Below are 22,091 nucleotides of genomic sequence, written 5' to 3'. Positions count from 1 at the left end.
AAACAGGAAGATACTGAAAGCCTAGATTATCACTAAGCTGCTGCTGCTGTTTTGGCAGATTTAGCCATATTGGGTTGGTATTTTAGCAATACCCCGCGATCGCCAATGATAAATCCTTGTTCTGGGTGTAAAAACACAATTTTGTAAAAATTAGCAGCAACTGCTTCTACATCTCTGTCTTTTTCCCAGGTTTTACCGCCATCGGTACTCATGAGTAAATTGCCACTACCGCCACTAATCCAAAGTTCGTCGGGTGTACGATAAGCCAAATCTAATAAACCCCAACTAGTAGCCAGTTCAGGAGTTTCAGCTTTTAGCCACTCATCTGGTTTAGTCGGGTCACTAAACTGTACCTGACCTCCTCTTGCTAGTAACCACAACTGCCCATCTTGAGCGAATCCCATATTTTCTACCCGACGGGAACTGTTGCGGTTATGAGGATCCCAAGCATCTTGTCCTGGTTTCCAAATTGAGTAGAAGCTGCCCTTAGCAGAAACGGCTACATATTTGCCATCAGCAGAACGTTCTAAGTTACGTACCACCCCTACGGCTGCTTCTACCTGAGCTTTCCAGTTCTTGCCACCATCTGTAGTTTTGTATATTGCGCCTACATCAGTAGCCATTTCAGCTGTATTCTCAGCCAAAGCATGAATAGAAATTGGATTACCTGGTAGCTGAGAACTTAGAGGAATGCGTGACCAAGAATGACCCTCGTCCGTGGTGTGCAGTAGCAAAGAAGGCTCTCCAGCAATCCAACCTTCTTGTCCAGCAAAACTTACTGAATCGAAGCGATACCGATCATCATCTAATTCCAATTTCAGAGGCTGCCAAGTGTCACCACCATCTCTAGTTTCTAAAAGAGTGGTGTTGCTACCAACAAGGAAACCATGTTGGGGATTGTTAGTAAAGCCAATATCTAGTAGTTTTGCCTTAGTTGGCACAGAAATTACTGCCCAAGGGTTGTAGCTTGTAGATGGAACTTTACTACAACCAATACACAAGAAAACGACCATCAACAAAACAAAGATTTTCTGCCAACTTTTCACAATAACCATCGATCTCATGAGATTTTTTTGTATTCGTTTCTAAATTTGTGTAAGGTTTCTCTAAAAGGTTTACCTATCGAGTAGAAAAAGCTGATTGAGTGTTGTTAGCAGTAGCGCGGCGTTTCGCCGGTGCTGAGTATAGTTTTCTCCTCTGCCCACTGCGCCCCTGCTTCCCTGCTTCCCTGCCTCCAGTCTCACTGCAAGCCGTAGAGACTAATAAAAAACAAAATGGCAAGACCCAAAGCACCAAAAATCAGGAGATTTTTTTGATTTGGGGTTAGGGTATTTACACCTAAACCATAACTGAGATTTTCTTTGAAACCGGATGCTGTGCCTGCTGGGCCAATATTGCTGAAAGCAGTTTTTTTAGCCGTACAAACAGGACAACGCCAATTTACTGGTAGTTCTACAAAAGGTGTCCCTGAAGTAATGTCATGCTTATCATCACCCTTTTCAGGTTCGTAAACATAACCACAGGCGCGACACTCGTAGCGGTCTAATGCTGTAGTTTCAACAGCTTGTTCGCTCATGACTCAGGTCTCGCAGAGAGGAATTATTAAATATACGTTAAAAATTATGACATATTCGTTAGACTTTTCTATCACCCTGACAAATGAATCAAATACCTGAAATCCGTTTGTTTCACAGATTTCAGAAAAACTAAACAGATATAATGTAAAAGAAAGTAACAGCGTTATTTACACTATAAGCGGTAGATATTCATTGTGTTTGTCCTTAGCGGTTACGAATACCTTCTAGGCTTTTTCATTATCTGTAGCCTAGTTCCTGCCTTAGCACTGTCTGCGTCCAAGCTTCTCAGACCCACGGGTAACAGCCTGGAACGTCGCACCACCTATGAATCTGGGATGGAACCCATCGGAGGGGCCTGGATTCAGTTCAACATCCGCTACTACATGTTTGCTCTAGTCTTTGTAGTCTTTGATGTAGAGACTGTGTTCCTTTATCCTTGGGCGGTAGCCTTTCACCGTCTGGGGTTATTGGCATTCATTGAAGCACTGATTTTTATTGCAATTCTTGTAGTCGCCCTAGTTTACGCCTGGCGTAAAGGAGCTTTGGAATGGTCTTAGATTCTAATTTAACCACCCAGGACAAAGAGCGCATCATCAACCCCATTGAGCGTCCTCAAGTCACTCAAGACCTGTCAGAAAACGTAATTTTGACTACGGTTGATGACCTCTATAACTGGGCGAGGCTTTCTAGTCTGTGGCCTTTGCTGTTTGGTACAGCTTGCTGCTTTATTGAGTTTGCAGCTTTAATTGGCTCACGTTTTGACTTTGACCGCTTCGGATTAATTCCCCGTTCTAGTCCTCGTCAAGCTGATTTGATTATTACAGCCGGGACAATCACCATGAAGATGGCCCCTCAATTGGTGCGTCTTTATGAACAAATGCCCGAACCTAAATATGTAATTGCGATGGGGGCTTGCACAATTACAGGCGGGATGTTTAGCGTTGATTCTCCCACGGCTGTGCGCGGAGTCGATAAACTGATTCCTGTGGATGTATACTTACCCGGTTGTCCTCCTCGTCCTGAAGCAATTATTGACGCAATTATTAAGCTGCGGAAGAAGATTGCTAATGATTCGATGCAGGAACGGGGTCAAATTAAACAAACCCACCGTTTCTACAGCACGACTCATAATATGAAACCAGTGCCAGAAATTTTAACTGGTAAGTATATGCAGTCAGAAACCCGCTTCAACCCACCCAAAGAATTAACAGAAGCCATCGGTTTGCCTGTTCCACCTGCGCTGTTGACAGGAAAGACACAGAAGGAGGAACAAGGCCGTGGCTGATGAAGAAGTAAAACCAGTTCCAACAGAGGTAGAGGCTATAGTCCCAGCCGGTCAAATTTCCCAGTGGCTGACTGAAAATGGCTTTGCTCATGAGTCTTTGACAGCTGATAAGAACGGCGTAGAGATAATTAAAGTCCAGCCAGATTTCCTGCTTCCTATCGCTACAGCTCTGTACGCTTACGGGTTTAATTATCTCCAGTTTCAATCAGGTATTGACCTTGGGCCAGGAGAGGATTTAGTCAGTGTGTATCACTTGGTGAAAGTAGGTGATAATGCTGATCGACCTGAAGAAATCCGGGTGAAGGTGTTTTTACCACGGGAAAATCCTGTAGTGCCTTCGGTTTACTGGATTTGGAAAACTGCAGATTGGCAGGAACGTGAATCATACGATATGTTCGGCATTATCTACGAAGGACACCCCAATTTGAAGCGGATTTTGATGCCTGAAGATTGGGTGGGTTGGCCTTTGCGGAAGGATTATGTCTCGCCTGATTTCTACGAGTTGCAGGATGCTTATTAGGTTATGCTGAAGTCCTAATTGCTGAGTGTCAGCTAGTGAGAATTTTAATGTCTCATCTTTAACCCTTCTCCGGCGGCGGAGAGGGGTAATGTTTTTTGGGGGTGGTTAGGGGTAGAGGCGTAGATATGATTATCTAAATCCACTAATACTTCTTTGAGATTTTCATGTCCTTGAACTAAAGCAATTTCATCTATGACCTGCCAATAAAAAAGGGCTTTTCACCCTTTTGTGATCATAAATTCTGTTGTGATTTACCCCCAAATAATTAGGGGGTAAATTGGTTAAAAGGTTTTTCGCATCAAGGGCATTTAGCCACGATTTGGTTCAACCCTAGCGAAAAATAGACCGCGAACCTTGACTTCTTTGGGTTCAGCCGCACCTAAATCAGTATCAGAGGGCTGTTCACTCTCGAAAGTACCAGCAATTTCACCACTTGCGCTATCCACTTTAGCTACTTGTAGAGAAATTTTACCTTTGAGAATTTCCGCACGCTTGACGTTAGCGCGGGTGAGTTCTTCATCATCAGATTGGGCTGGTAATGCTACAGCATTGTCATAGCCACTAACGATACCGCGACCTTTAGGATCGAGGAAAGCAGCACCACGATAGGAAGGTACTTTAAAAGTTCCTTCAAAGTCCGTGGAAGTATTGACACTGGTTAAACCAGGTTGGGTTTGAGCAACTAAGTTTTTAATAGTGAACAGAAATGGTACTAGTTCACCACCAGGCAGTTTTACGGTGATGGCTTGGAAGTCAAGACCATCTTTCTCTGCAAAAGTCAAGCTGTTATCAGGGTTGATAGTCAGATCGCCGGAAACTTGGTCAATGGTGGAAGTATATCTAGTCAACAATTTGCCGGCGACAAATTCGGCTTTTTGGCGTTTATTCGCAGGCTCTTCTTTGACAAAGAAATTGGTTGGTTCTAAGCAGAGTTCTTTAATGGCGTAGGACTGACTAGAATCCAATGGAATTGAGCCACGGCTTGTTTCTGCTAGTTGGGGGCATTTGTTAGCCAAGCCAGTGCCTCGAATTTGTTCGTAAGTGAGTATATCCCTACTGCTAGCAGCAGGCGCATCACTACAAGCAGTGAGTAGCCCCAAGCACACAGCTAAGAATGCAACAATTAAAGCGCGATACCTCATGGTCAACCTCAATGTCAAAAATTAGTATCTAAAGGGTTTGGGCGCATGGATGATTACACCCCGTTCCAGATCGGCATAAGTGCTTGAATAACGCGAAGATTGGCTTTGGCTTCGCGCTTTGCAAATACTGTAGGTATTTGCAGTGTCGCCTAAGTCGTTCTGTAGTATGTATGTATTGCCAATACATACAGCCCATTGCTTTATAAGGAAATCAGCCAGATCATACGATTTTTTTTAACTCAAAATCAAAGCACTCTGATCTCAATTAAGCACTCTTGATCCCATTTAGCTACGATAAGGGACTTGTGAGGCGTTACTGCTCACCAAATGAAAGCCCATAATCGTGAGTAAATTTGAGTAGACTTAATTGTAATGGAGAGAGTGGAATGAGTAAAAACAGTAGTTCTGAATCAGGGCAATTGCCCGAAAAGTTACAAAAGATTGCGGCTGTAGTGCATGATGTAGCCCAGAGTTGTCAAGGAGATGTGACAAACCTGTTAAAATTGCTACGCCAGTTGGAGTATTTACATCGAGAGATTCGAGATAGTTCCTTTCAGGAGAGTTTGCCTAATAACCGTCAGCAACTCTACGCATTGCTGAAAGATATTGAATCTGAGGGTGGTTGGCCTTATATCGAACGGATGAGGCTGCAAGCTTTTTTGAAATATTTGTTACAAGAGGAGGCTAGTCAAAACGGGGAGTTGGAAACCATTGATGGAATGTTAAGTAGCGATCGCCTCTCACCTTGATCTGATCAGCTAGACTCTAGCGATTTGCGCTGTTATCTTCACAGAGTGAGCGATCGCTGGCTTCTACATTGTTGTTGTGTTTGAGGTAATTATCTACCCAATAACAACCACGAGATAGTAGGTCATCCAGATGCAAATTCCAGAGAATAATCGTATTGTCATCACTAGCCGATGCTAACGTTTGACCATCAGGGCTAAAACTGACACTTAAGACCGGAGATTGATGCCCGTTGAGGGTTTTAATTAATTTGCCCTCACGGCTCCAAAGCTTAACTGTGCTGTCCCAATTAGCAGAGGCGAGGATTTCACCATTAGGACTGAAAGTTACAGCATTAACACTGTCGCTGTATCCCTTTAATAAGGTTTGTAACAAAGTTCCGTCTCGCCGCCATAGGCGAATTGTATTATCCCAACCGGCAGAAGCTAGCAATTGATCTTTGGGACTAAAAGTCACCCCTAGCACCCAGCTATCGTGGGGGGTAAAGGTTTTAATTAAAGTTCCATCCCGTCGCCACAGTTTGATGCTTTTGTCGTCGCTAGCAGAAGCTATCACCTGACCATCGGGACTGAAACTAACGCTGTTTACCCGCTCTTGATGCCCTTCTAAGGTTTTGAGCAAACTACCGTTACGATTCCACAGTTTGACGGTTTTGTCCCTACTAGCTGACACTAACAACTCACCATCAGGGCTAAAATTCACACTGATCACACCATCACTGTGTCCGAGGAGAGTTTTGAGTAAAGTCCCGTTGTGTCGCCAAAGTTTTACAGTTTGGTCATAACTACCTGAAGCGATAATTTCACCTTTGGGGTCAATACTGACGCTATTAACGATGTCTGTATGACCTACTAAAGTTTTGTAAATTTTTGTTTCGATTTTACCATTGACCAAATCTCGTCGCCAAAGTTTCACGGTGCGATCGCGACTTCCAGAAGCCAACATCTGACCATCAGGACTCCATGCAACGCTCAAAACCCGCCCCTCATGACCGTGCAGAATAGGTAGTGTGGTAGATTCAAGACTCCACAATCTCACACTTTTGTCATAGCTGCCTGATGCCAGCATTTTGTTATCTGGACTAAAAGCCACGCTAACAACTGCATCGCTATGACCTTTAAAAGTTTTGATTAATATCCCAGTTTGAGTCCAGAGGTTGATGATATTGTCATCGCTGGCAGTAGCTAACTTTTGACTATCAGTGCTAAAGCTCAGACTCCAAACTGTACTGGTATGTTGAGTTAAAGTCTTGTACATTTGAACATCGACAATATCTCGTTGCGTGCGCTCTATTTGCCAAAGTTTAACTGTTTTATCTCGACTGGCGGAGGCTAGTAGTTCACCATTGGGGCTAAAAGCCACGACTGTTACACCCAATTCATGACCTGACAAAGTTTTGACCAAGCTACCATTCCTCTGCCAGATTTTTACTGTTTTATCTTCACTAGCTGAGGCAATAAATCGACCATCAGGGCTAAAACTGACCCAATTTACTGCTCCTTCATGTCCCTTGAGTGTCGTGACTAAGCCACCGTCTCGTCGCCAGAGTTTGACAGTTTTATCTCTACTTGCGGTAGCTATTAACTCCCCATCAGGGCTGAAGGTGATGTTATAAATCCAATCTCCAGCATTATCAAGGGTTATGGATGGTTGTTGGTCAAATATTCCCGTTGTGGGGTTTTTGCGCCAAATTATTACAGTTTTGTCGAGGCTAGAAGAAGCCAGACTTTGACCGTCAGGGCTAAAACTCACGCTAGTTACAGCACTACTATGACCGACAAGACTTTGGCTTAAATTGCCATCACGATGCCATAACTTGATTGTTTGGTCAGTGCTTGCTGATGCCAATAATTTACCATCTGGGCTAAATGTTACACCCCAGACAATATCAGTGTGTCCTTCTAAGCGATTTAACTCTGTGACTCCATAAATTGCCTGTTGCAAGGCACTCACCACTCGCATTTGAGTTTCTGGGAGGATTCCCTTTGAGTGTTTAAGTTTTCTCCAAGCACGCAAACTTTCTAGTAGGGCATCAAATTGCTGATTAGAAGTGTATAAGGCTTCACTAGAGGAAGCGATCGCGCTAATTTGTAAGTTGGTTTCACTGCTTTCAGCGCGGATTGTTTGCATCTCTGCGGCTCTTTTTTGGATGTCAGCTTGCCACCACAGAGAGGCGATAGTGCTACCCATGATTGCTAACAGGACACCAGCTATGCGTGCTTCTCGCAATCGCCTTCGCAAAACCAAATTGAGTTGTTCTTGAGAAACCTGTTGAGCTACTTCAGCTTGCTTTTTTTCGCCTTTTACCTTCTCTAATTCAGCTGCTATACCGTGATTATTTTTTTGACGAATTGGTTCTACTAAATAATCATGCACCAGTTGGTAGCAATCGCCTGTTTCTTCTCGCCAACGTAATACTAACCCTGAACCGACTAAAATCTCTAAAATTAAGTCTCCAGATGAATCAAAATCGGATATTGCGTTACTATATTGTTCGATGACGTGGGCAAAATCAATTTTATTTTTTAATGGACGTGTACCTTTTTCATCAGTTAGCTCAAATAATAATTGCCAACTTAACGCTTCATTTTTTATCCCACAATCTTTGATAACCTCTTCTAACCATCGCTCTACTAATTTTTTCGAGCCACCACAAAGTTTATATTTTTCTAAAGTTGTAATATTCTCTGCTTGTAATTGTGCGCCTACTATTTGCAATTCAATTGGATGTACTTCTCCTATATCTCCTGCTAAATCTTGTACTAGTTTGTTAATTAGTTCACTGCTCATTTCATAGTGAGAGTTTTGAGTAAAGCTACATATAATACTTAAAGCATCCTCAATCGAAAAATTTCCTAAATAATAGCGAATATCTTTATCTAAAATATTTTGGTTGATTACACTTAAATCATATAAAATTTCACTACTACTCTTACTAAGACGTTCAAATTCCAATAAATAGTGTAAATAATCTTCTCTCAAAGAAATAATTATTTTTACATAAGGAATATTCAAACATTGACTCAAAAAATAATAAAAATTCATTCTTTGATCAACATGATTAATAAAGAAAAATTCTTCAAACTGATCAAGAATAATAATTATTGTGTAATTTCGTTCAACAATTAAGCGAATTTTTTCAATAATACTAGTCGGAGTAAATTCAACTAAACTTGAGATATCTGTCTGTGAGATCGCTTGATTAACACAGTTTCCTAAAGCAGAAATCCAATCAGTATACGCAGATAAAACAATGGATAAAGGGATACGATCACCAATAACTTTTCCCATAAGAGCAGGGACTAAACCTGCTTTCAAAATTGAGCTTTTGCCAACTCCAGATGGGCCATGAACTATGGTAAGTTTATAATCAGAACGAGTAATTCTTTCAATTAAACGATGAATATCTTGCTGTCTTCCAGATACAGCTATTTCCTGGGCAATATCATCAGGAATAGATGCTATTTTTTGAGATTCTAAAACTGAGTTTATTTTGTAACGTTGTGGTTGTAATTGACTAGCACCAATAAAAGCACGAAAGCCATATTGATGCTCAATTTGAATTTTTTCTTGTTTGATTTTAAATGCTTCTAGATAGTCATGCCGTTCGATAAAATAGAGCGATCGCAACTCGTCTAAAATTTCCAAATAAAGTGAAGGTTCATGGTGTACTTCACAAACTACCTTAGCCCATTCTAGGTTACTAATTGCTTCTTCTGGCTTTCCTAAATGCCATTGTGTTCTGGCTAATAATAATAGATATCTACTTTCTTGGTGGGGAGAAATTTCTGAGGATTGTTCTGCGATCGCTAGGGATGAAGTGACTAGTTCATGAGCTAATATCCAATTAGATTCCGTAATTGCGATCGCAGCTAAAAAGCTATAATCTTGAGCAATTTGTGCTGGGAAACCATATATTTTATGTAATTTTAAAGATTTGTGAGTTAATATCTTTAATTCTTCCCAGCCTTGTAAGTGTTGTAACATTTCACAGGCTGAAAGAATAAACTTAGCAACTAAATCTTCTCTTTGCGCTTCTGCCAATATCTCTAGACATTGTTGAAACCATAACAAAGCACGTTGCCAATAGCTACTCTTACTACCTCGGTGTAAATCTGCCATCCGGCGATAACACAAACCCAGGTGAAATGATATGATTGCCTGCCAAAGCTCATGAGAGTAATGACACTTGACAGCACCTAAATCTCTTAGCTTTCTTGCTTCCCTCTGCCACAAAGCTAGGCTTTTTTGGTAATGAGCTAAAGCACTATTAATTTGATCATTTGCATATTTATCTCTTCCCAAAACAAATTCTAAGCTAGCTTCTAGTCCCGGTTCTAATTGCAAACTATATAAGCGCAGTAAATCATTACGAGCTGACTCTATTTCGTGACGGTGTTGCGACTTAGGGTCTAAATTAAGAGCAGCATTAGATATAAATTTATCAGCACCTGTTTCTAACACTCTAGCAAATAAAGACTCAGTTTCTTCCCTAATTAAGGCAATTAAATCTTCTTTTGCAAGTTCAAATTTAATTGTGGTTGCTGCCCAACTTTTAAAATCAGGTGCTAACCTAGAAAGTGATGATGCTACTTCATCTTGTAGCCATAATACTAGCGGAAAAGGGAAAGTAGCTGCATAGATATCTCGTGCTTGATTAATACCAATAATTAAATCATCAAGAGAAATGATTGACTCTAGACCAAAAACCATTACAGATGATGGTAATGAATCTGTAGCAACAGCAGGTTGTTCTAGAAATAGTTCTGAGGATATGGTTGTATGTAAGGTGGTAGTAGATGAGGGCAAAAATAGCTCTCTGATATTCATATCTTGACTTTGAGAGCGTAGTTCATTTAGCATTTGCTCTCGTAGATGTTTATAATTACAACGTACTAAAATTAGAGCAAATTGGTCTTTAGAAAGCTTAATAGACCTAATTAGTCTTTGTAGAGAATGCTGATTATTATTAGTGATCGCTGTCGTCAGTTGGCATTGTGTCATAGTTATAAACTTTAGAAATAGGAATAAAATACAAAAATTTCACCACGGCAGAATGTAAAAGGCATAGTTAGCCTTTTACACTTTTATTCATCCAACGATTTACACATAAAAATGTGTTGTGTCAAAAAATGGATAATTGCTTTTGCAGCGTGCTTGTACCAATTTAAAATTAATCATAATTCAAACTTCCATAAAGTTGAGGATTTTAAGTTTGAATTTTGCGTATTGAGTTGCTTAAGCTATTGTTTTCTTACTTAACTTTTTGCCAAGCAACAACTTTTTCTGTCTCTGCTAATGCAGGGCTAATACCAAACCAACGACCTCTAGGATCTCGATATTCAAACAGATACATACTTCTGAGCAAACTCTGGTAGTCTGACTCTCCTTTAACACTCTGCTGTTGTACTACTTCAAATAGCAATTCCCACTGACATTCATCAATTGCTAATAGCAGATCATCACGGTAATCTTTAATGACAGCTTCTAAACAGTCTCTGGAAAATGGCGGATCTTGTCTTTGCAGACAACTGTAAAGTAACCCCAATAAATTACGTATGTGTCCACCACTGACACGACATAAACGATCTAAAGTTTCTGGTGAATCAAATAACTCTCTAATAAATTGCTCCCGGTCATTAGAGGTAAATTCTGGAAAAGCTCTTGCTAAAACCAACTGGCGCAGTAGAGACATCCCTGGTTCATAATCACTACCATCTCTTTGTCGCACCAGTACCATTGGTAAAACCTTGGGTGCAATACCCCCACCTAAGCGATTTTTGAGTGCTTCGTACTCATTAGAGAAAATTAATGCCAGTGGAATAGTGTAAACTAGATGACATTTAAGTCGGCGTAACTGTTCGCCTCTATCAATGAAGAGATATTCTGGTTGCGTTCGTCCAGATGCCATTGGACGCATATCTACTCGATCTAAGTTATCTACAATTACTACTAGTCCTTTTTGACCCCGTAACTTTAGCTGTTCAATTGCTTTTTCTAATATCTCTTCATTAATCGCTTGCAGAATGCTATTGGTACGAGGTTCTAAATACTGTCTCAGTTGATTGCGTAACTGAGTGCTATCTTTGGTTTTAGCTGTAATTTTGGCAATACCCAAGGAAAATTCGGCTTCTCCTGAAAGTTCTATGGGTGTTTGCAAAAAATCGCCTATTTCTCTAAATAAATTGGTAAAATAGCCTGGTTTTTGCTTGATACCAATTGCTTCTAAACTGACACTAACTTGACGAGCCACACTCAGTAGAATATCACTGATGTCAATATCTGCCATGTCTAAGTCTTGGCTGGACTCAAAATAAACTACATGAAATCCTGCTAGTTCTAGCTCTGCTTTGAGGCGTTGTAGCTCTGTTGACTTACCGCAACCAATATGACCTGTAAACAACTGACAGGTAGGCTCGTCAGGAGAAATACGACTGATTGTACGTTGTAATTCTTCGACAATCTTGCATCCACGCACATCAGCAAAATCTATATAGTATTGCTGATCTAACTTCACACTCATATTCAATGTGTAGCTAGGATTACACGCTTTGTAAAAGCGCGACAAGTTTAATGTATTTCCCATTTGCAGATGTAGATGCTATTTTCTGTCTTCTTAGACACTAATTATCTCTAACTTTTAGTGATACCCCGTATGTAATTATTCGTATTTTATTATTTATTTGTCATGAAAATTATCACTTATTTCTGACAACAGCTTCTTAAGTAATCTTCTGACAACTTGAAATTATTCTGGGATTGACAACATAGTAGTTCTCGTGTGCGTGAGATATACGGATAGGATCGCAATACTTGGCACTATATTTTTTAAACGTAAAATTTTTAAACGTAAAATTTTTGACAGTTTATTTTTGGCTTGCTTGATTAGGAGTTCTGTAATTGATAGTTGACACCCCAAGCTACATCCGAGATAAGGATTACACCTGAATTTTGTTAGGGTTGCTGTAAAGTGTTACTAGCAATCACACCACTTTTAAACAAGGCAGCTAGTTCATGACAGTATTTATACTGAACTTGACCGAGAATTTAAGCCTAACAATGAATTTAGCCTGTAATCTAAAGATGAGGTATTAATGCCTGAGATTGTATCTGTTTCTCGCAAAGATTTAGCCCAACGGCGCCAAAAATTACGCCGACAACGCCAAGTAAAAATTTTGCAAACGATTTGGCGTAGCATTGCCATCAGTGGACTAGCTGGTGGTTTGCTGTGGGTGGCTATCCAACCGATATGGGTGTTAAAAACACCTAAACAAGTATTGATAACATCAGGTAATCAATCACTTTCACAAGAGGCGGTTCGGTCGGTGTTACAACTATCTTATCCTCAGTCTTTATGGCGGATTCAACCCTCTGTTATTGCAGAATCCTTGAAGAAACAGCCTACTATTGCACAAGCGACTGTTAACCGTCGCCTTTTTCCTCCAGGATTAATGATCGAAATTGAGGAAAGAGTACCTGTAGCGGTAGCGCAAAAAACTAAGGAACAAGGAAATACTAATAAAGATAGTACAGGTTTATTAGACGCAAATGGGATTTGGATACCTTTAGAAAAATATATACTGATAAATCCTGACTTTAAATTGCCTAGTCTGAAAGTGATTGGATTACCAGAAAAATACGGCTCATACTGGAATCAACTGTATTCCTATGTCAGTCAAAGTTCCGTCAAAATTACGGAAATTGATTGCCAAGACCCTACAAACTTAAGATTGAAAACAGAAATAGGAAATGTCTATATCGGGGCTTTCAGTCCTCAATTGCCTGAGCAGATTAATTTACTTGCTAGAATGCGTAACTTACCCAAAAAACTCAACCCCAGTGAAATCGAGTACATTGACTTGACAAACCCTGACTCTCCATTAGTACATATGATCCAAAAAAAGGAGATCCTTAACTCTTCAAATCCTTAGTACCGCTACACTGAATGCAACATTTAAACAGCCTGTACTTCAAGACTTTTAAGGCTTAGAACTATATATTTAATTTCGCCATATTGCACTAGCAGTAGACTGTTCTATAACTGATAAGCAGAGTCTCTCTTTTTGGGGAATTCCCTGATGAACCACAGTTATAGAACTAATTTTTGCCAAAACTTGGAATTATTCCCAATTGTGAAACCTATAAACTATATTATTAAGGCAGATAAGACATACTGTGGCTTATATTTGCAAGTTGTGTTATAAACTCATAATTTTTAGAGATGTTTTAGTAGTATTTTTATTAAATGTATGTCTAAGTGCTTAGATTTAACCCCTAGAACTAATCATCAAGGAATCAAAAACATTTATTACAAGTATTACTTTTCTAAAATCTGTAAAAATAAACACAACTAATGTCTAGTACAGACCACAGTAAGTAAGATAAAAAGCAATAGTGTGAATAGTAATAGCAGTGATCAATTTCCACCCTTAACAAAGAAAGTGTATCGTGTATGCCAAAGGTATACTATGCAAAATCGACAATGTGGCAAAAATATTAATATCTTGTTGAAGTTATACAGATCAATTTTAGGTGAATATAGGTATACTTCTCTAGAATTAGCTGTGCGACCAGCTGCCTTTGTAGCTTATGCCATAGCCAAGTTTCCCACTGACAATCCTATTAAGGCTGGAAGTGGTGACAACAATAAATAACAGTGCCATAAATTTTGGCCATGTCGAACTATAGTTGACTTCTAGGCAAATAACATCGGAAATAAAGTCGTTTATCTACCTTTCTGAATCCAATGACACTTGATAATAACCAAGAGCTTACCTATAAAAACTCCCAATCTTTGGGGCAACCTGGTTTCTCCTTAGCAGTAAACGCATCTAACCCCTTTAATCATTCTGGACTGAATTTTGCACAAAACCACGACAGCAAGAAAATTAATACTGAAAGTGGCAGAATTGGTGAGATTGTTCCAGGACGGGTAGCCAATATTAAAGTGATAGGTGTAGGTGGTGGTGGTGGAAATGCGGTGAACCGCATGATTGAATCTGATGTTTCTGGGGTAGAGTTTTGGTCAATTAACACGGATGCCCAAGCTTTGACTCTAGCAGGTGCGCCTAGTCGGTTACAAATTGGACAAAAACTCACACGAGGTTTAGGGGCTGGTGGTAATCCGGCTATTGGTCAAAAGGCCGCAGAAGAATCGAGGGATGAAATTGCTACAGCTTTAGAGGGTGCTGATTTAGTGTTTATTACTGCTGGTATGGGAGGCGGCACTGGTACTGGTGCTGCGCCCATTGTCGCAGAAATAGCGAAAGAAATGGGCGCACTAACTGTTGGTGTGGTGACACGTCCTTTTGTCTTTGAAGGTCGTCGCCGTACTACCCAGGCAGAGCAAGGTATTGAAGGACTCAAAAGTAGGGTTGATACACTAATTATTATTCCTAACAATAAGCTATTGGAAGTGATTCCTGAACAAACACCAGTGCAAGAAGCTTTTCGCTATGCAGACGATGTATTACGTCAAGGTGTGCAAGGTATTTCCGATATCATTACGATTCCTGGCTTGGTAAACGTAGACTTTGCTGATGTTCGCGCTGTAATGGCTGATGCAGGCTCGGCGTTGATGGGAATTGGTGTGAGTTCTGGAAAATCAAGAGCGAGAGAAGCTGCGATCGCCGCTATTTCTTCACCACTGTTAGAATGTTCTATTGAAGGAGCTAGAGGAGTTGTCTTTAATATTACTGGTGGTAGCGATCTGACTCTACATGAAGTCAATGCTGCCGCAGAGACGATCTACGAAGTTGTTGATCCTAACGCTAATATTATTTTTGGTGCAGTCATTGATGACAGGCTACAAGGTGAGGTCAGAATTACTGTGATTGCTACTGGATTTACTGGGGAAATACAAGCAGCACCCCAACAGAGTGTAGCTAATGCCCGTGTAACAACTCCACCTAAACGGCAATCTTCGCAGCCACCAGCTGCTAATCCACCAGCAGTCACTCCAGAGCCTAAAGAAAAGTCTGGTTTAGATATTCCTGACTTTCTCCAGAGGCGACGCACACCACCACGGAATTAAGAGTTTAGATTTGAGATTATTAAAATTTGTAGTCTTAGGTCAGGCTGAGTGCTATATAAAATCTGTTAATTCTCAAGCAGAGAGATAGGGAAAATGCAGTGGTTAGCAGTATTGTTGCTATCTGCGTAAATATCTGTTTGTTAACAAATCAACATCAATCTTGGTTGATGTTGATTCGTGAACCAACGGCTTTGTCGTATTGCCTAGAAAAAACTTGCCTTGCCGTAACTTCAGGATAGAGCAAATTACAGATGTGGCAATAAATGTCAGTTATTTTAGTTTTTTATTTTTGCAAAGTTTGCGCGATCCACTTAATGACTTGATGAGCAAGGCGAGTACCATCCAGCCTGTCAATTTCTCTCAATCCGGTGGGACTGGTGACATTTACTTCCGTCAAGTAACCGCCAATCACATCAATACCCACAAAAATTAAACCGTCTTGACGCAATTTTGCAGCTACTTGGGAGCAGATTTCGTACTCTCTGGGGGTGATGTCGGTTTTAGCCACTGTACCGCCAGTTGCCATATTGTTGCGAAAATCACTCCCACTAGATAGACGATTGAGTGCGCCAATAGGCTCTCCATTGAGGAGGATAATCCGCTTGTCTCCTTCTTTAGCCTCTGGTAAATAAGTTTGTACCATGACTGGTAATCGACCTTGGTAGGTACTGAGTTCAACTATAGAATTAAAATTGCGATCGCCTGATTGCAAAAATAAAATCCCTTCCCCAGCTTTATTACCTAGTGGCTTGATAATCGCTGCTCCTTTAGCTGCAACAAATTGGCGAATTAACTCCTTATCAGCACTCACAATGGTTTCTGGAATGGCATTGGTAAACTGGAGAGCATACATTTTTTCGTTTGCGTCTCGGATACCACTGGGATTGTTGATCACCAAAGTTCTATTTTGGTCAATGTAATCCAGAATATAAGTAGCGTAGAGGTAAGAATCATTTACAGGTGGATCTGTCCGCATAAATACGGCATCCATCGTTTCCAGGGACAGGAAGGGACGCTGGCTCAACTTATACCAAGGATTCGCCGCTTTCCAGCGTCCCTCTAGCAACTCCACTGGTGTAATTTCCACCTGCTGTAACATCGCCCAAGCTTTGCTGTCTACTACACTCAGCCAGTTAACCTGAGTTACCCACACTTCATGTCCCAAAATTTGTGCTGCTTCCATCAAAGCAACGCTTGTATCATGACACGGGTCAAGCTGATGGATGGGATCAATAATAAAAGCCAGTTTCACACTTTTTGCCTCAATCGCCAGAACATTCCCAGGATAGTCAATTTAGATTATCTCAAGAAATACAGGTGATAGGTGACAGGGGACAGGTGACAGGAAAGAGAGTTTGATTTATTTGTTTGGTTTTTACCCTATTCCCGACTCTCTACTTACTAGCTACTTGCTAATAATTCATCTAGCTTTCCTTTAGCTTCCAAAGCGTGGATATCATCACAACCACCCACATGGCGATCGTTGATAAAAATCTGTGGTAGTGAACGTCTTCCATTTGCTCTTTCTGACATTTTAGCCCGTGCTGCTTCGTCTCCATCAATACTGTATTCAGTAAATTCAACACCCTTTTGAGTCAGCAAATTTTTGGCGCGGATGCAGAATGGGCAAGTCATCCAAGTGTAAATTTCTACCTTAGCAGCCATAAAGTCCTTGTGTAGTTCAATATCTATTAATTTTAGAACTTTACTTTTGCAATTTAGTAAAAAGGACGGCTGCTTCCTAACTAAGAAGGAATTGCAGCCGCCCTTGTATAATCTGAATAATTTCTGGAAAATCAGATTGAGACTGATAGCAAAGGCTGTTTCTTTTTAAGCTGCGATGCACCCACAGCAAATAAACCAAGAGCAGCTGCTGTAGCTGGCTCAGGTACTTTTTTAGGTGGTGGTGGCGGAGCGATATAATATCCTCGACCTGTACCGCTATCACCATTGAAAGTTTTGTTATCAATAGTGCTTTTACCGTTAATACTTTGGTAGCGCACGCCTAAATTACTTAGGGTAAAGCTGCTAACATTACCTGTGAAAGCAAGGATAGGCGAGAAAGTAGCCGCCTTGTCACCAGTGCTAACACCACCATTTGCACCACCCTTGCAGTTATTACCGTTAGTGAAGCAGACATCAACGTCGCCAAAATGATTGGGAAATGCACCACTTCTATCTTTAGTAAACAAACCAGAGACTCGTGTGCTTCCAGAAGTGTTGGTGTTTCCAATTCCTAGTAGGGTATTACTAACGTCAAAACCTAAAGCAGATGTTCTAGAGGTGATACCGTCACTAGATGTATTAGATAGGATGATATCAAATTTTGCTTCAGTCTTAATATTAGAGCCACTACCGATTGTATTGAATCCTAGGAATGTAAAGGTTGCTGTAGATGAGAGTCCTTGAACATTTTGTGTACTAACGTTTCCGTTGAAGTTAATTTCAAAAGTCTTATTTATATCTGCGGCGGTAATTGTGACACTACCGCCGCCTTGGGAAAAAGTAAAAGCTGAAGCAGAAGGCATTACAACTAATAAACAAGCCCCAAATCCATAGAGGGCAGATAGCCTAAAAATTATTTTTTGCACAGACATTGATAAACTTAGCCAACTTAGTAACTTGTATACATCAAAAATAATTGAGTATAAAAGATATTGTCTACTCTTTTACAATATATTCATTGTAGCTTCAATTAAAGGCTTGAATTTAATAAACTACCGTATAAATACTGCTATTAGCTATACTTTTATTTTATAGAGAATATTTAAGTAAGTTGATTTGATTATTTATATATTATTCACAAAATCAACATAAATTGGTTGCTAAAAAATGCAATTTGATGAGCGGTTGTCTGTAATCTTAAACTTTAAAATAAAAAACTCAGTGATAAAACTGAGTTCAAGGATAATATTTACTTTTTTTCTGTATTTATCAAGAGTCTACAGCGTATTGAATCAACTGGCTAAGACGATGACGTAGGGTTTCTAATCCTAAACGCTGACTTGCTGAAATAAACACGGCTAGGGGAAACTCTTCTTGAGCTAAAGCTAGAGTCTGGCTATCTACTTGATCAATTTTGTTAAAAGCCACCAACGCCGGACCGGGAGTTATGGGCATTTGGGCGAGAATTTCCCGAACTGAGCGAATATGACTCAACCAAGCCGGATGGGATAAATCTACTAGGTGTAATAGGGCATCCGCTTCTGTTACTTCTTCCAAAGTGGCACGGAAGGCATCCATTAGTGATGGAGGTAGCTCATGGATAAACCCTACAGTATCTGTAATCAGAATTTCTTGGGTTTGTCCATTCTCGTCACCAGGAATCACTAAACGGCGTGTAGTGGGGTCAAGAGTTGCAAATAATTGGTCTGCTGTGTAAACTTCCGCATTGGTGAGAGCATTTAACAGGGTAGATTTACCAGCATTGGTATAACCAACCAAAGCCACTGAGGGAACTTCCTGATGTTGTCGTCTTTGGCGTAAGCGTGAACGGTGGGCTTGTAATTGATCAACTTCTTGTTGTAGTCGGGAAATACGTCTTTGAATTGTGCGGCGTTCGGTTTCTAATTTAGTTTCACCAGGGCCGCGAGTCCCTATACCACCCCCCAGTCGAGACATTGCTTGACCTCTGCCGGTGAGCCTGGGCAGCATATATTCTAACTGTGCCAATTCTACCTGCAACTTACCCGCGCGGGATTGAGCGCGTTGAGCAAAGATATCTAATATAACTTCAGTGCGGTCAACTACGCGAATACCAATTTGCGCTTCTAAGTTGCGGACTTGGGCGGGTGAGAGGGCGCGGTCAAAGACGACGAGGTTACAACCCAAGGTTTGGGCAGTGAGGGCGACTTCTTGGACTTTGCCTTCACCGATAACGGTTTGGGGATGAATGCGCGATCGCTTTTGTTGTACTGTCTGTAATACATCACCACCAGCCGTATCTACTAATCGCGCCAGTTCTGCTACGGTGTCGTGGAATTGTTGGAGTGACATTTGCTCCGTCATTACACCCACAATTAACACGCGATCGTGGTCAGAATCTACATCCTGGGCGACAAATTCCCGGCGGAACTCTGCTTCTAGTCCTTCCACCAAGTCGATAAAATCTTGGTCTGCCAGATTATCTAAATCTAGTGGTGGTGATATGCTCCAACTGGGAGACTGACCATTATTTGATCCTGCGATCGCTGCACTAGGAATCAAAGCACGGGCATCTTGAGGGACTAAGTGCGCTAAATAAGCTTCTTTAACGTAACCTGTAGCCCCACCACCGCGCCGTGTAAAGCCTGTCCCAGTAATATTAATGATTACTAAAGCATCTAAACGTTGCATTGCCATTGCTGTTAAAGCCCCTTCATTCGGCGGTTCTGCCTTAAGATGGGTGGCTAGACAACGAATACCACTGAGACGTTCCGCACCATAACGTGGCAATTCCATTGGCGGGATTTGCGTTTGACGCGGTGTGCCTACGCCAACACGAATCACTTGTCCGCGACGGTTGACGTAGGCACACACAGGTTGATTAATTTCCGTGCTAATTGCTGCCAGACGCTGGGAGAACTCAGGCGTGGTGATGCGATCGCCTGGTATGCGCTGGTGGTACAGTCGCTGTAGTTGTTTCAGCTGACTGGACTTTAAACCCTGAAGATTACCGAAAATAGTTTCTATAGGCGTTTCGACCAGTTAACTGGCCCCCCGAATCCTTCTATTGTCTATTTTACAACAGTGCTAGGGGTGCAAACTCAATCTTTTAGGGGGTGCATAGGTCAGTGGGGGCGATCGCGGTTAATTCCTAGTTTAAAACTGAGGCTTAATGTACATATCCCATATTTCTTTTAGCCGCTTTGCATCTGATCCAGAAATTTGCCCGATTTTGGTGATTAACAAAGACTTTTCCAAGCAATCCAATCTAGACAGCCGCACAGTTGAAGCAACACGCAAGCTACTTGTAGACCAATCATTGAGAACTACATCAGTTTGTGTGCGCGGTTTAGCAGATGTAACTATTGCTGCGACAACATCATCCCCATCTAACCACAAAACCAGCACAGGACGCTTTTTAGAACCGCCACCACTAGTAAAGGGAATGTCTGCTACCCAAAACTCACCTGCTTGGATAGTCATCATAAAGTCCTTCGTCTTCTGGTGCATATCCTTTCAAAAAGGCATCATGACTACGGATTTTTTCAAGTGTTTCTGCTTTTTGTTGGATGGTGATTACCCAACGTCCGGTAGTAATACTGTTTAGGATTGGTTCTGGGAGATGTAATTTTTCTCCTGGTTGCAGTTCAATTTCATAAATCAACTTAATCAATTCACTATTCATAATTTTGCGTTAAGTGAGTAGAAATTTACTCTGTGATTTTATTTATGAATATCTCTTAGTTTATCAGCTGTTCCTTTCAGGATTATAATCAACACATACAATTGCCCCTATCTCATCCAGCAATGGTCACTACGCGTAACGCTTCAGAACAAAGAGTTGTGTTGAGGAATATTAGCTGGCAGACTTTTGAAACGATGCTAGCTGATATGGGAGAAGACCGGACTTCCCGAATGACTTATGACCAAGGAATGCTGGAAATCATGACCCCACTTTTCCCCCATGAGTATTGGAAATGTTTAATTGAACGCCTGATTTTTGTGCTAGGAGAAGAGTTAAATTTAGAAATTCTTCCGGCGGGTTCTACAACATTTAAAAGGGGAGACTTGCGGCGTGGTGCTGAACCTGATGGCAGCTACTATATTTGTAATGCAGTATTGATGAGGAATAAAACGGAGATTGATTTAAATACTGATCCAGCACCAGATTTAGTAGTAGAAATAGATTTGACTAGTTCTTCACTAGATAAATTCCATATTTACGCTTCTTTGGGTGTGCCTGAATTGTGGCGTTATGATAATGGATTACTTTATATTTATCAACTGCAACAAGGGCAATATATAGAGTGTAATAGTTCACCGATGTTTAACCAGTTGAATTTAACTGAAATTCCTAAATTTTTAGAAGAAAGTCAGCGAATTGGTGTGATGGCGATGACAAGAAACTTCCGTAGTTGGGTGAGGGAACAGCTAGGAATTGAGAAATAGTAGATTGGGAGGAACTGTAATCAAGTTACTAAATTCAGAACTTAAACTGAATTAACCTCAAAAAACTTCTCCAAATCCGAATCAATTTTTGCAGTAAACTATCGAGAATTTGTTTCCTCCGCATATCAAACAGAGTGTTCACAAAGTCTGGATTGATTTCAACAGCCTTGTTAATGCTTTCAATAGCCTCTATCCATCGACCTAATTTTAATAATGCAATTCCCCTATAATACCAAGCTTGGTGAAAATCTGGTTTAAATTTCACAGCTTGGTCGTAGGATGCGATCGCCTCTTCTTTGCGTCCTAAATCTGATAGCGCAATGCCGCGATAATACCAAGCTTCGTGATCATCTGGTTGAAATTTGACAGCTTGGTCGTAAGATGATATTGCCTCTTCATTACGTCCTAAATCTGATAGTGCATTGCCGCGATTTTTCCAAGCTTTGTGATCATCTGGTTTAAATTTCACAGCTTGGTCGTAGGATGCGATCGCCTCTTCTTTGCGTCCTAAATTTCTTAGCACAGTACCACGATTGTTCCAAGCTTTGTGATCATCTGGTTGAAATTTCAGTGCTTGGTCGTAAGATGCGATCGCCTCTTCATTCCGTCCTAAATTAAATAGCGCAAAGCTGCGATTGTACCAAGCTTGGTGAAAATCTGGTTTAAATTTCACAGCTTGGTCGTAGGATGCGAT

General features: G+C 40.8%; 20 protein-coding genes. 8 read left to right on the top strand and 12 right to left on the bottom strand.

The genetic code is table 11. The features are described 5' to 3' along the window. Positions 1-32 precede the first annotated feature (32 nt). On the bottom strand, positions 33-1,055 hold the full coding sequence (locus ACM0OR_RS01160; RefSeq protein ID WP_414574772.1) for a photosynthesis system II assembly factor Ycf48: 1,023 nt from the start codon (positions 1,053-1,055) through the stop codon (positions 33-35). A gap of 185 nt (positions 1,056-1,240) precedes the next feature. After that, positions 1,241-1,576 carry a rubredoxin gene (locus tag ACM0OR_RS01155; RefSeq protein WP_190702299.1) on the bottom strand — a complete coding sequence of 112 codons (336 nt, stop codon included), beginning with the start codon at positions 1,574-1,576 and terminating at the stop codon, positions 1,241-1,243. A gap of 195 nt (positions 1,577-1,771) precedes the next feature. On the opposite strand from ACM0OR_RS01155, the gene ndhC reads away from it, so the two are divergent. Genes ndhC through ACM0OR_RS01140 form a run of 3 tightly spaced genes read left to right on the top strand, consistent with a single transcriptional unit; the run spans position 1,772 to position 3,382 of the window. Next, positions 1,772-2,134 (top strand): photosynthetic/respiratory NAD(P)H-quinone oxidoreductase subunit C, encoded by a 363-nt coding sequence (gene ndhC, locus ACM0OR_RS01150; protein ID WP_190702296.1) that lies wholly within the window; start codon positions 1,772-1,774, stop codon positions 2,132-2,134. After that, positions 2,125-2,862: a photosynthetic/respiratory NAD(P)H-quinone oxidoreductase subunit K gene (gene ndhK, locus ACM0OR_RS01145; RefSeq protein WP_414574678.1), complete on the top strand. Its 738-nt coding sequence runs from the start codon at positions 2,125-2,127 to the stop codon at positions 2,860-2,862. Before ndhC ends, ndhK begins: the two co-directional genes overlap by 10 nt. Continuing rightward, complete coding sequence (locus ACM0OR_RS01140) at positions 2,855-3,382, top strand: NAD(P)H-quinone oxidoreductase subunit J (RefSeq protein WP_190702292.1); 528 nt, start codon at positions 2,855-2,857, stop codon at positions 3,380-3,382. The genes ndhK and ACM0OR_RS01140 overlap by 8 nt, the downstream gene beginning before the upstream one ends. 308 nt (positions 3,383-3,690) lie before the next feature. On the opposite strand, the gene ACM0OR_RS01135 is transcribed toward ACM0OR_RS01140, so the two are convergent. Beyond that, positions 3,691-4,524: a photosystem II manganese-stabilizing polypeptide gene (locus ACM0OR_RS01135; RefSeq protein WP_414574677.1), complete on the bottom strand. Its 834-nt coding sequence runs from the start codon at positions 4,522-4,524 to the stop codon at positions 3,691-3,693. 386 nt (positions 4,525-4,910) lie between these two features. Between ACM0OR_RS01135 and ACM0OR_RS01130 the strand changes: the two genes are divergently transcribed. Then, the gene (locus tag ACM0OR_RS01130; protein WP_414574676.1) at positions 4,911-5,273 is read left to right on the top strand and encodes a hypothetical protein; all 363 of its coding nucleotides are present in this window, start codon (positions 4,911-4,913) and stop codon (positions 5,271-5,273) included. A gap of 16 nt (positions 5,274-5,289) precedes the next feature. Here the strand turns inward: ACM0OR_RS01130 and ACM0OR_RS01125 are convergent, their stop codons facing one another. Then, positions 5,290-10,275, bottom strand: a complete 4,986-nt coding sequence (locus ACM0OR_RS01125) for a hypothetical protein (RefSeq protein ID WP_414574675.1) — start codon at positions 10,273-10,275, stop codon at positions 5,290-5,292. Positions 10,276-10,525: 250 nt separating this feature from the next. Next, entirely contained in the window at positions 10,526-11,857 is a 1,332-nt protein-coding gene (locus tag ACM0OR_RS01120; RefSeq protein WP_323266043.1) for an ATP-binding protein, read from the bottom strand. Positions 11,858-12,365: 508 nt separating this feature from the next. Here ACM0OR_RS01120 and ACM0OR_RS01115 point away from each other — a divergent pair. From ACM0OR_RS01115 to ftsZ, 3 genes are all read left to right on the top strand, one after another. After that, the gene (locus tag ACM0OR_RS01115) at positions 12,366-13,202 is read left to right on the top strand and encodes a cell division protein FtsQ/DivIB (protein WP_414574674.1); all 837 of its coding nucleotides are present in this window, start codon (positions 12,366-12,368) and stop codon (positions 13,200-13,202) included. A gap of 537 nt (positions 13,203-13,739) precedes the next feature. Continuing rightward, entirely contained in the window at positions 13,740-13,925 is a 186-nt protein-coding gene (locus tag ACM0OR_RS01110; protein WP_414574673.1) for a hypothetical protein, read from the top strand. 92 nt (positions 13,926-14,017) lie between these two features. Continuing rightward, positions 14,018-15,304, top strand: a complete 1,287-nt coding sequence (ftsZ, locus tag ACM0OR_RS01105; protein ID WP_190706243.1) for a cell division protein FtsZ — start codon at positions 14,018-14,020, stop codon at positions 15,302-15,304. 283 nt (positions 15,305-15,587) lie between these two features. Here ftsZ and gshB read toward each other — a convergent pair whose 3' ends face one another. The 6 genes from gshB to ACM0OR_RS01075 all read right to left on the bottom strand — a co-directional run bounded on the left by gshB (position 15,588) and on the right by ACM0OR_RS01075 (position 20,633). Then, complete coding sequence (gene gshB, locus ACM0OR_RS01100) at positions 15,588-16,556, bottom strand: glutathione synthase (RefSeq protein WP_414574672.1); 969 nt, start codon at positions 16,554-16,556, stop codon at positions 15,588-15,590. Positions 16,557-16,705: 149 nt separating this feature from the next. Further along, entirely contained in the window at positions 16,706-16,969 is a 264-nt protein-coding gene (gene grxC / locus ACM0OR_RS01095) for a glutaredoxin 3 (RefSeq protein WP_323266039.1), read from the bottom strand. Positions 16,970-17,100: 131 nt separating this feature from the next. After that, the gene (locus ACM0OR_RS01090) at positions 17,101-17,901 is read right to left on the bottom strand and encodes a cistern family PEP-CTERM protein (RefSeq protein WP_414574671.1); all 801 of its coding nucleotides are present in this window, start codon (positions 17,899-17,901) and stop codon (positions 17,101-17,103) included. A 337-nt stretch (positions 17,902-18,238) separates the two neighbouring features. Beyond that, entirely contained in the window at positions 18,239-19,822 is a 1,584-nt protein-coding gene (gene hflX, locus ACM0OR_RS01085) for a GTPase HflX (RefSeq protein WP_414574670.1), read from the bottom strand. Positions 19,823-20,104: 282 nt separating this feature from the next. Further along, on the bottom strand, positions 20,105-20,434 hold the full coding sequence (locus ACM0OR_RS01080) for a type II toxin-antitoxin system PemK/MazF family toxin (RefSeq protein ID WP_414574669.1): 330 nt from the start codon (positions 20,432-20,434) through the stop codon (positions 20,105-20,107). Then, a complete protein-coding gene (locus ACM0OR_RS01075; protein ID WP_414574668.1) occupies positions 20,412-20,633 on the bottom strand; it encodes a hypothetical protein in 222 nt (73 codons plus the stop codon). Before ACM0OR_RS01075 ends, ACM0OR_RS01080 begins: the two co-directional genes overlap by 23 nt. Before the next feature lie 122 nt (positions 20,634-20,755). Here ACM0OR_RS01075 and ACM0OR_RS01070 point away from each other — a divergent pair, with 122 nt between their 5' ends. Beyond that, a complete protein-coding gene (locus ACM0OR_RS01070) occupies positions 20,756-21,397 on the top strand; it encodes a Uma2 family endonuclease (RefSeq protein ID WP_414574667.1) in 642 nt (213 codons plus the stop codon). Positions 21,398-21,431: 34 nt separating this feature from the next. Here the strand turns inward: ACM0OR_RS01070 and ACM0OR_RS01065 are convergent. Next, positions 21,432-22,091 (bottom strand): tetratricopeptide repeat protein (locus ACM0OR_RS01065; RefSeq protein WP_414574666.1); only part of this gene is annotated, 660 nt, incomplete at its 5' end.

Source organism: Anabaena sp. CCY 9402-a (genome assembly GCF_963920945.1).
GTDB classification, from domain to species: domain Bacteria; phylum Cyanobacteriota; class Cyanobacteriia; order Cyanobacteriales; family Nostocaceae; genus Trichormus; species Trichormus minutissimus.
Note: the sequence above shows the minus strand (reverse complement) of the source record. Positions and strands in the feature narration are given on the sequence as shown.

What these genes read in the sequence shown, in the direction of transcription:
- ACM0OR_RS01160 (WP_414574772.1), bottom strand. Translation starts at nt 1,055, where the DNA reads ATGGTTATTGTGAAAAGTTGGCAGAAAATCTTTGTTTTGTTGATGGTC.
- ACM0OR_RS01155 (WP_190702299.1), bottom strand. Translation starts at nt 1,576, where the DNA reads ATGAGCGAACAAGCTGTTGAAACTACAGCATTAGACCGCTACGAGTGT.
- ndhK (WP_414574678.1), top strand. Translation starts at nt 2,125, where the DNA reads ATGGTCTTAGATTCTAATTTAACCACCCAGGACAAAGAGCGCATCATC.
- ACM0OR_RS01135 (WP_414574677.1), bottom strand. Translation starts at nt 4,524, where the DNA reads ATGAGGTATCGCGCTTTAATTGTTGCATTCTTAGCTGTGTGCTTGGGG.
- ACM0OR_RS01130 (WP_414574676.1), top strand. Translation starts at nt 4,911, where the DNA reads ATGAGTAAAAACAGTAGTTCTGAATCAGGGCAATTGCCCGAAAAGTTA.
- ACM0OR_RS01125 (WP_414574675.1), bottom strand. Translation starts at nt 10,275, where the DNA reads ATGACACAATGCCAACTGACGACAGCGATCACTAATAATAATCAGCAT.
- ACM0OR_RS01120 (WP_323266043.1), bottom strand. Translation starts at nt 11,857, where the DNA reads ATGGGAAATACATTAAACTTGTCGCGCTTTTACAAAGCGTGTAATCCT.
- ACM0OR_RS01115 (WP_414574674.1), top strand. Translation starts at nt 12,366, where the DNA reads ATGCCTGAGATTGTATCTGTTTCTCGCAAAGATTTAGCCCAACGGCGC.
- ACM0OR_RS01110 (WP_414574673.1), top strand. Translation starts at nt 13,740, where the DNA reads ATGCAAAATCGACAATGTGGCAAAAATATTAATATCTTGTTGAAGTTA.
- ftsZ (WP_190706243.1), top strand. Translation starts at nt 14,018, where the DNA reads ATGACACTTGATAATAACCAAGAGCTTACCTATAAAAACTCCCAATCT.
- grxC (WP_323266039.1), bottom strand. Translation starts at nt 16,969, where the DNA reads ATGGCTGCTAAGGTAGAAATTTACACTTGGATGACTTGCCCATTCTGC.
- ACM0OR_RS01090 (WP_414574671.1), bottom strand. Translation starts at nt 17,901, where the DNA reads ATGTCTGTGCAAAAAATAATTTTTAGGCTATCTGCCCTCTATGGATTT.
- ACM0OR_RS01080 (WP_414574669.1), bottom strand. Translation starts at nt 20,434, where the DNA reads ATGATGACTATCCAAGCAGGTGAGTTTTGGGTAGCAGACATTCCCTTT.
- ACM0OR_RS01075 (WP_414574668.1), bottom strand. Translation starts at nt 20,633, where the DNA reads ATGAATAGTGAATTGATTAAGTTGATTTATGAAATTGAACTGCAACCA.
- ACM0OR_RS01070 (WP_414574667.1), top strand. Translation starts at nt 20,756, where the DNA reads ATGGTCACTACGCGTAACGCTTCAGAACAAAGAGTTGTGTTGAGGAAT.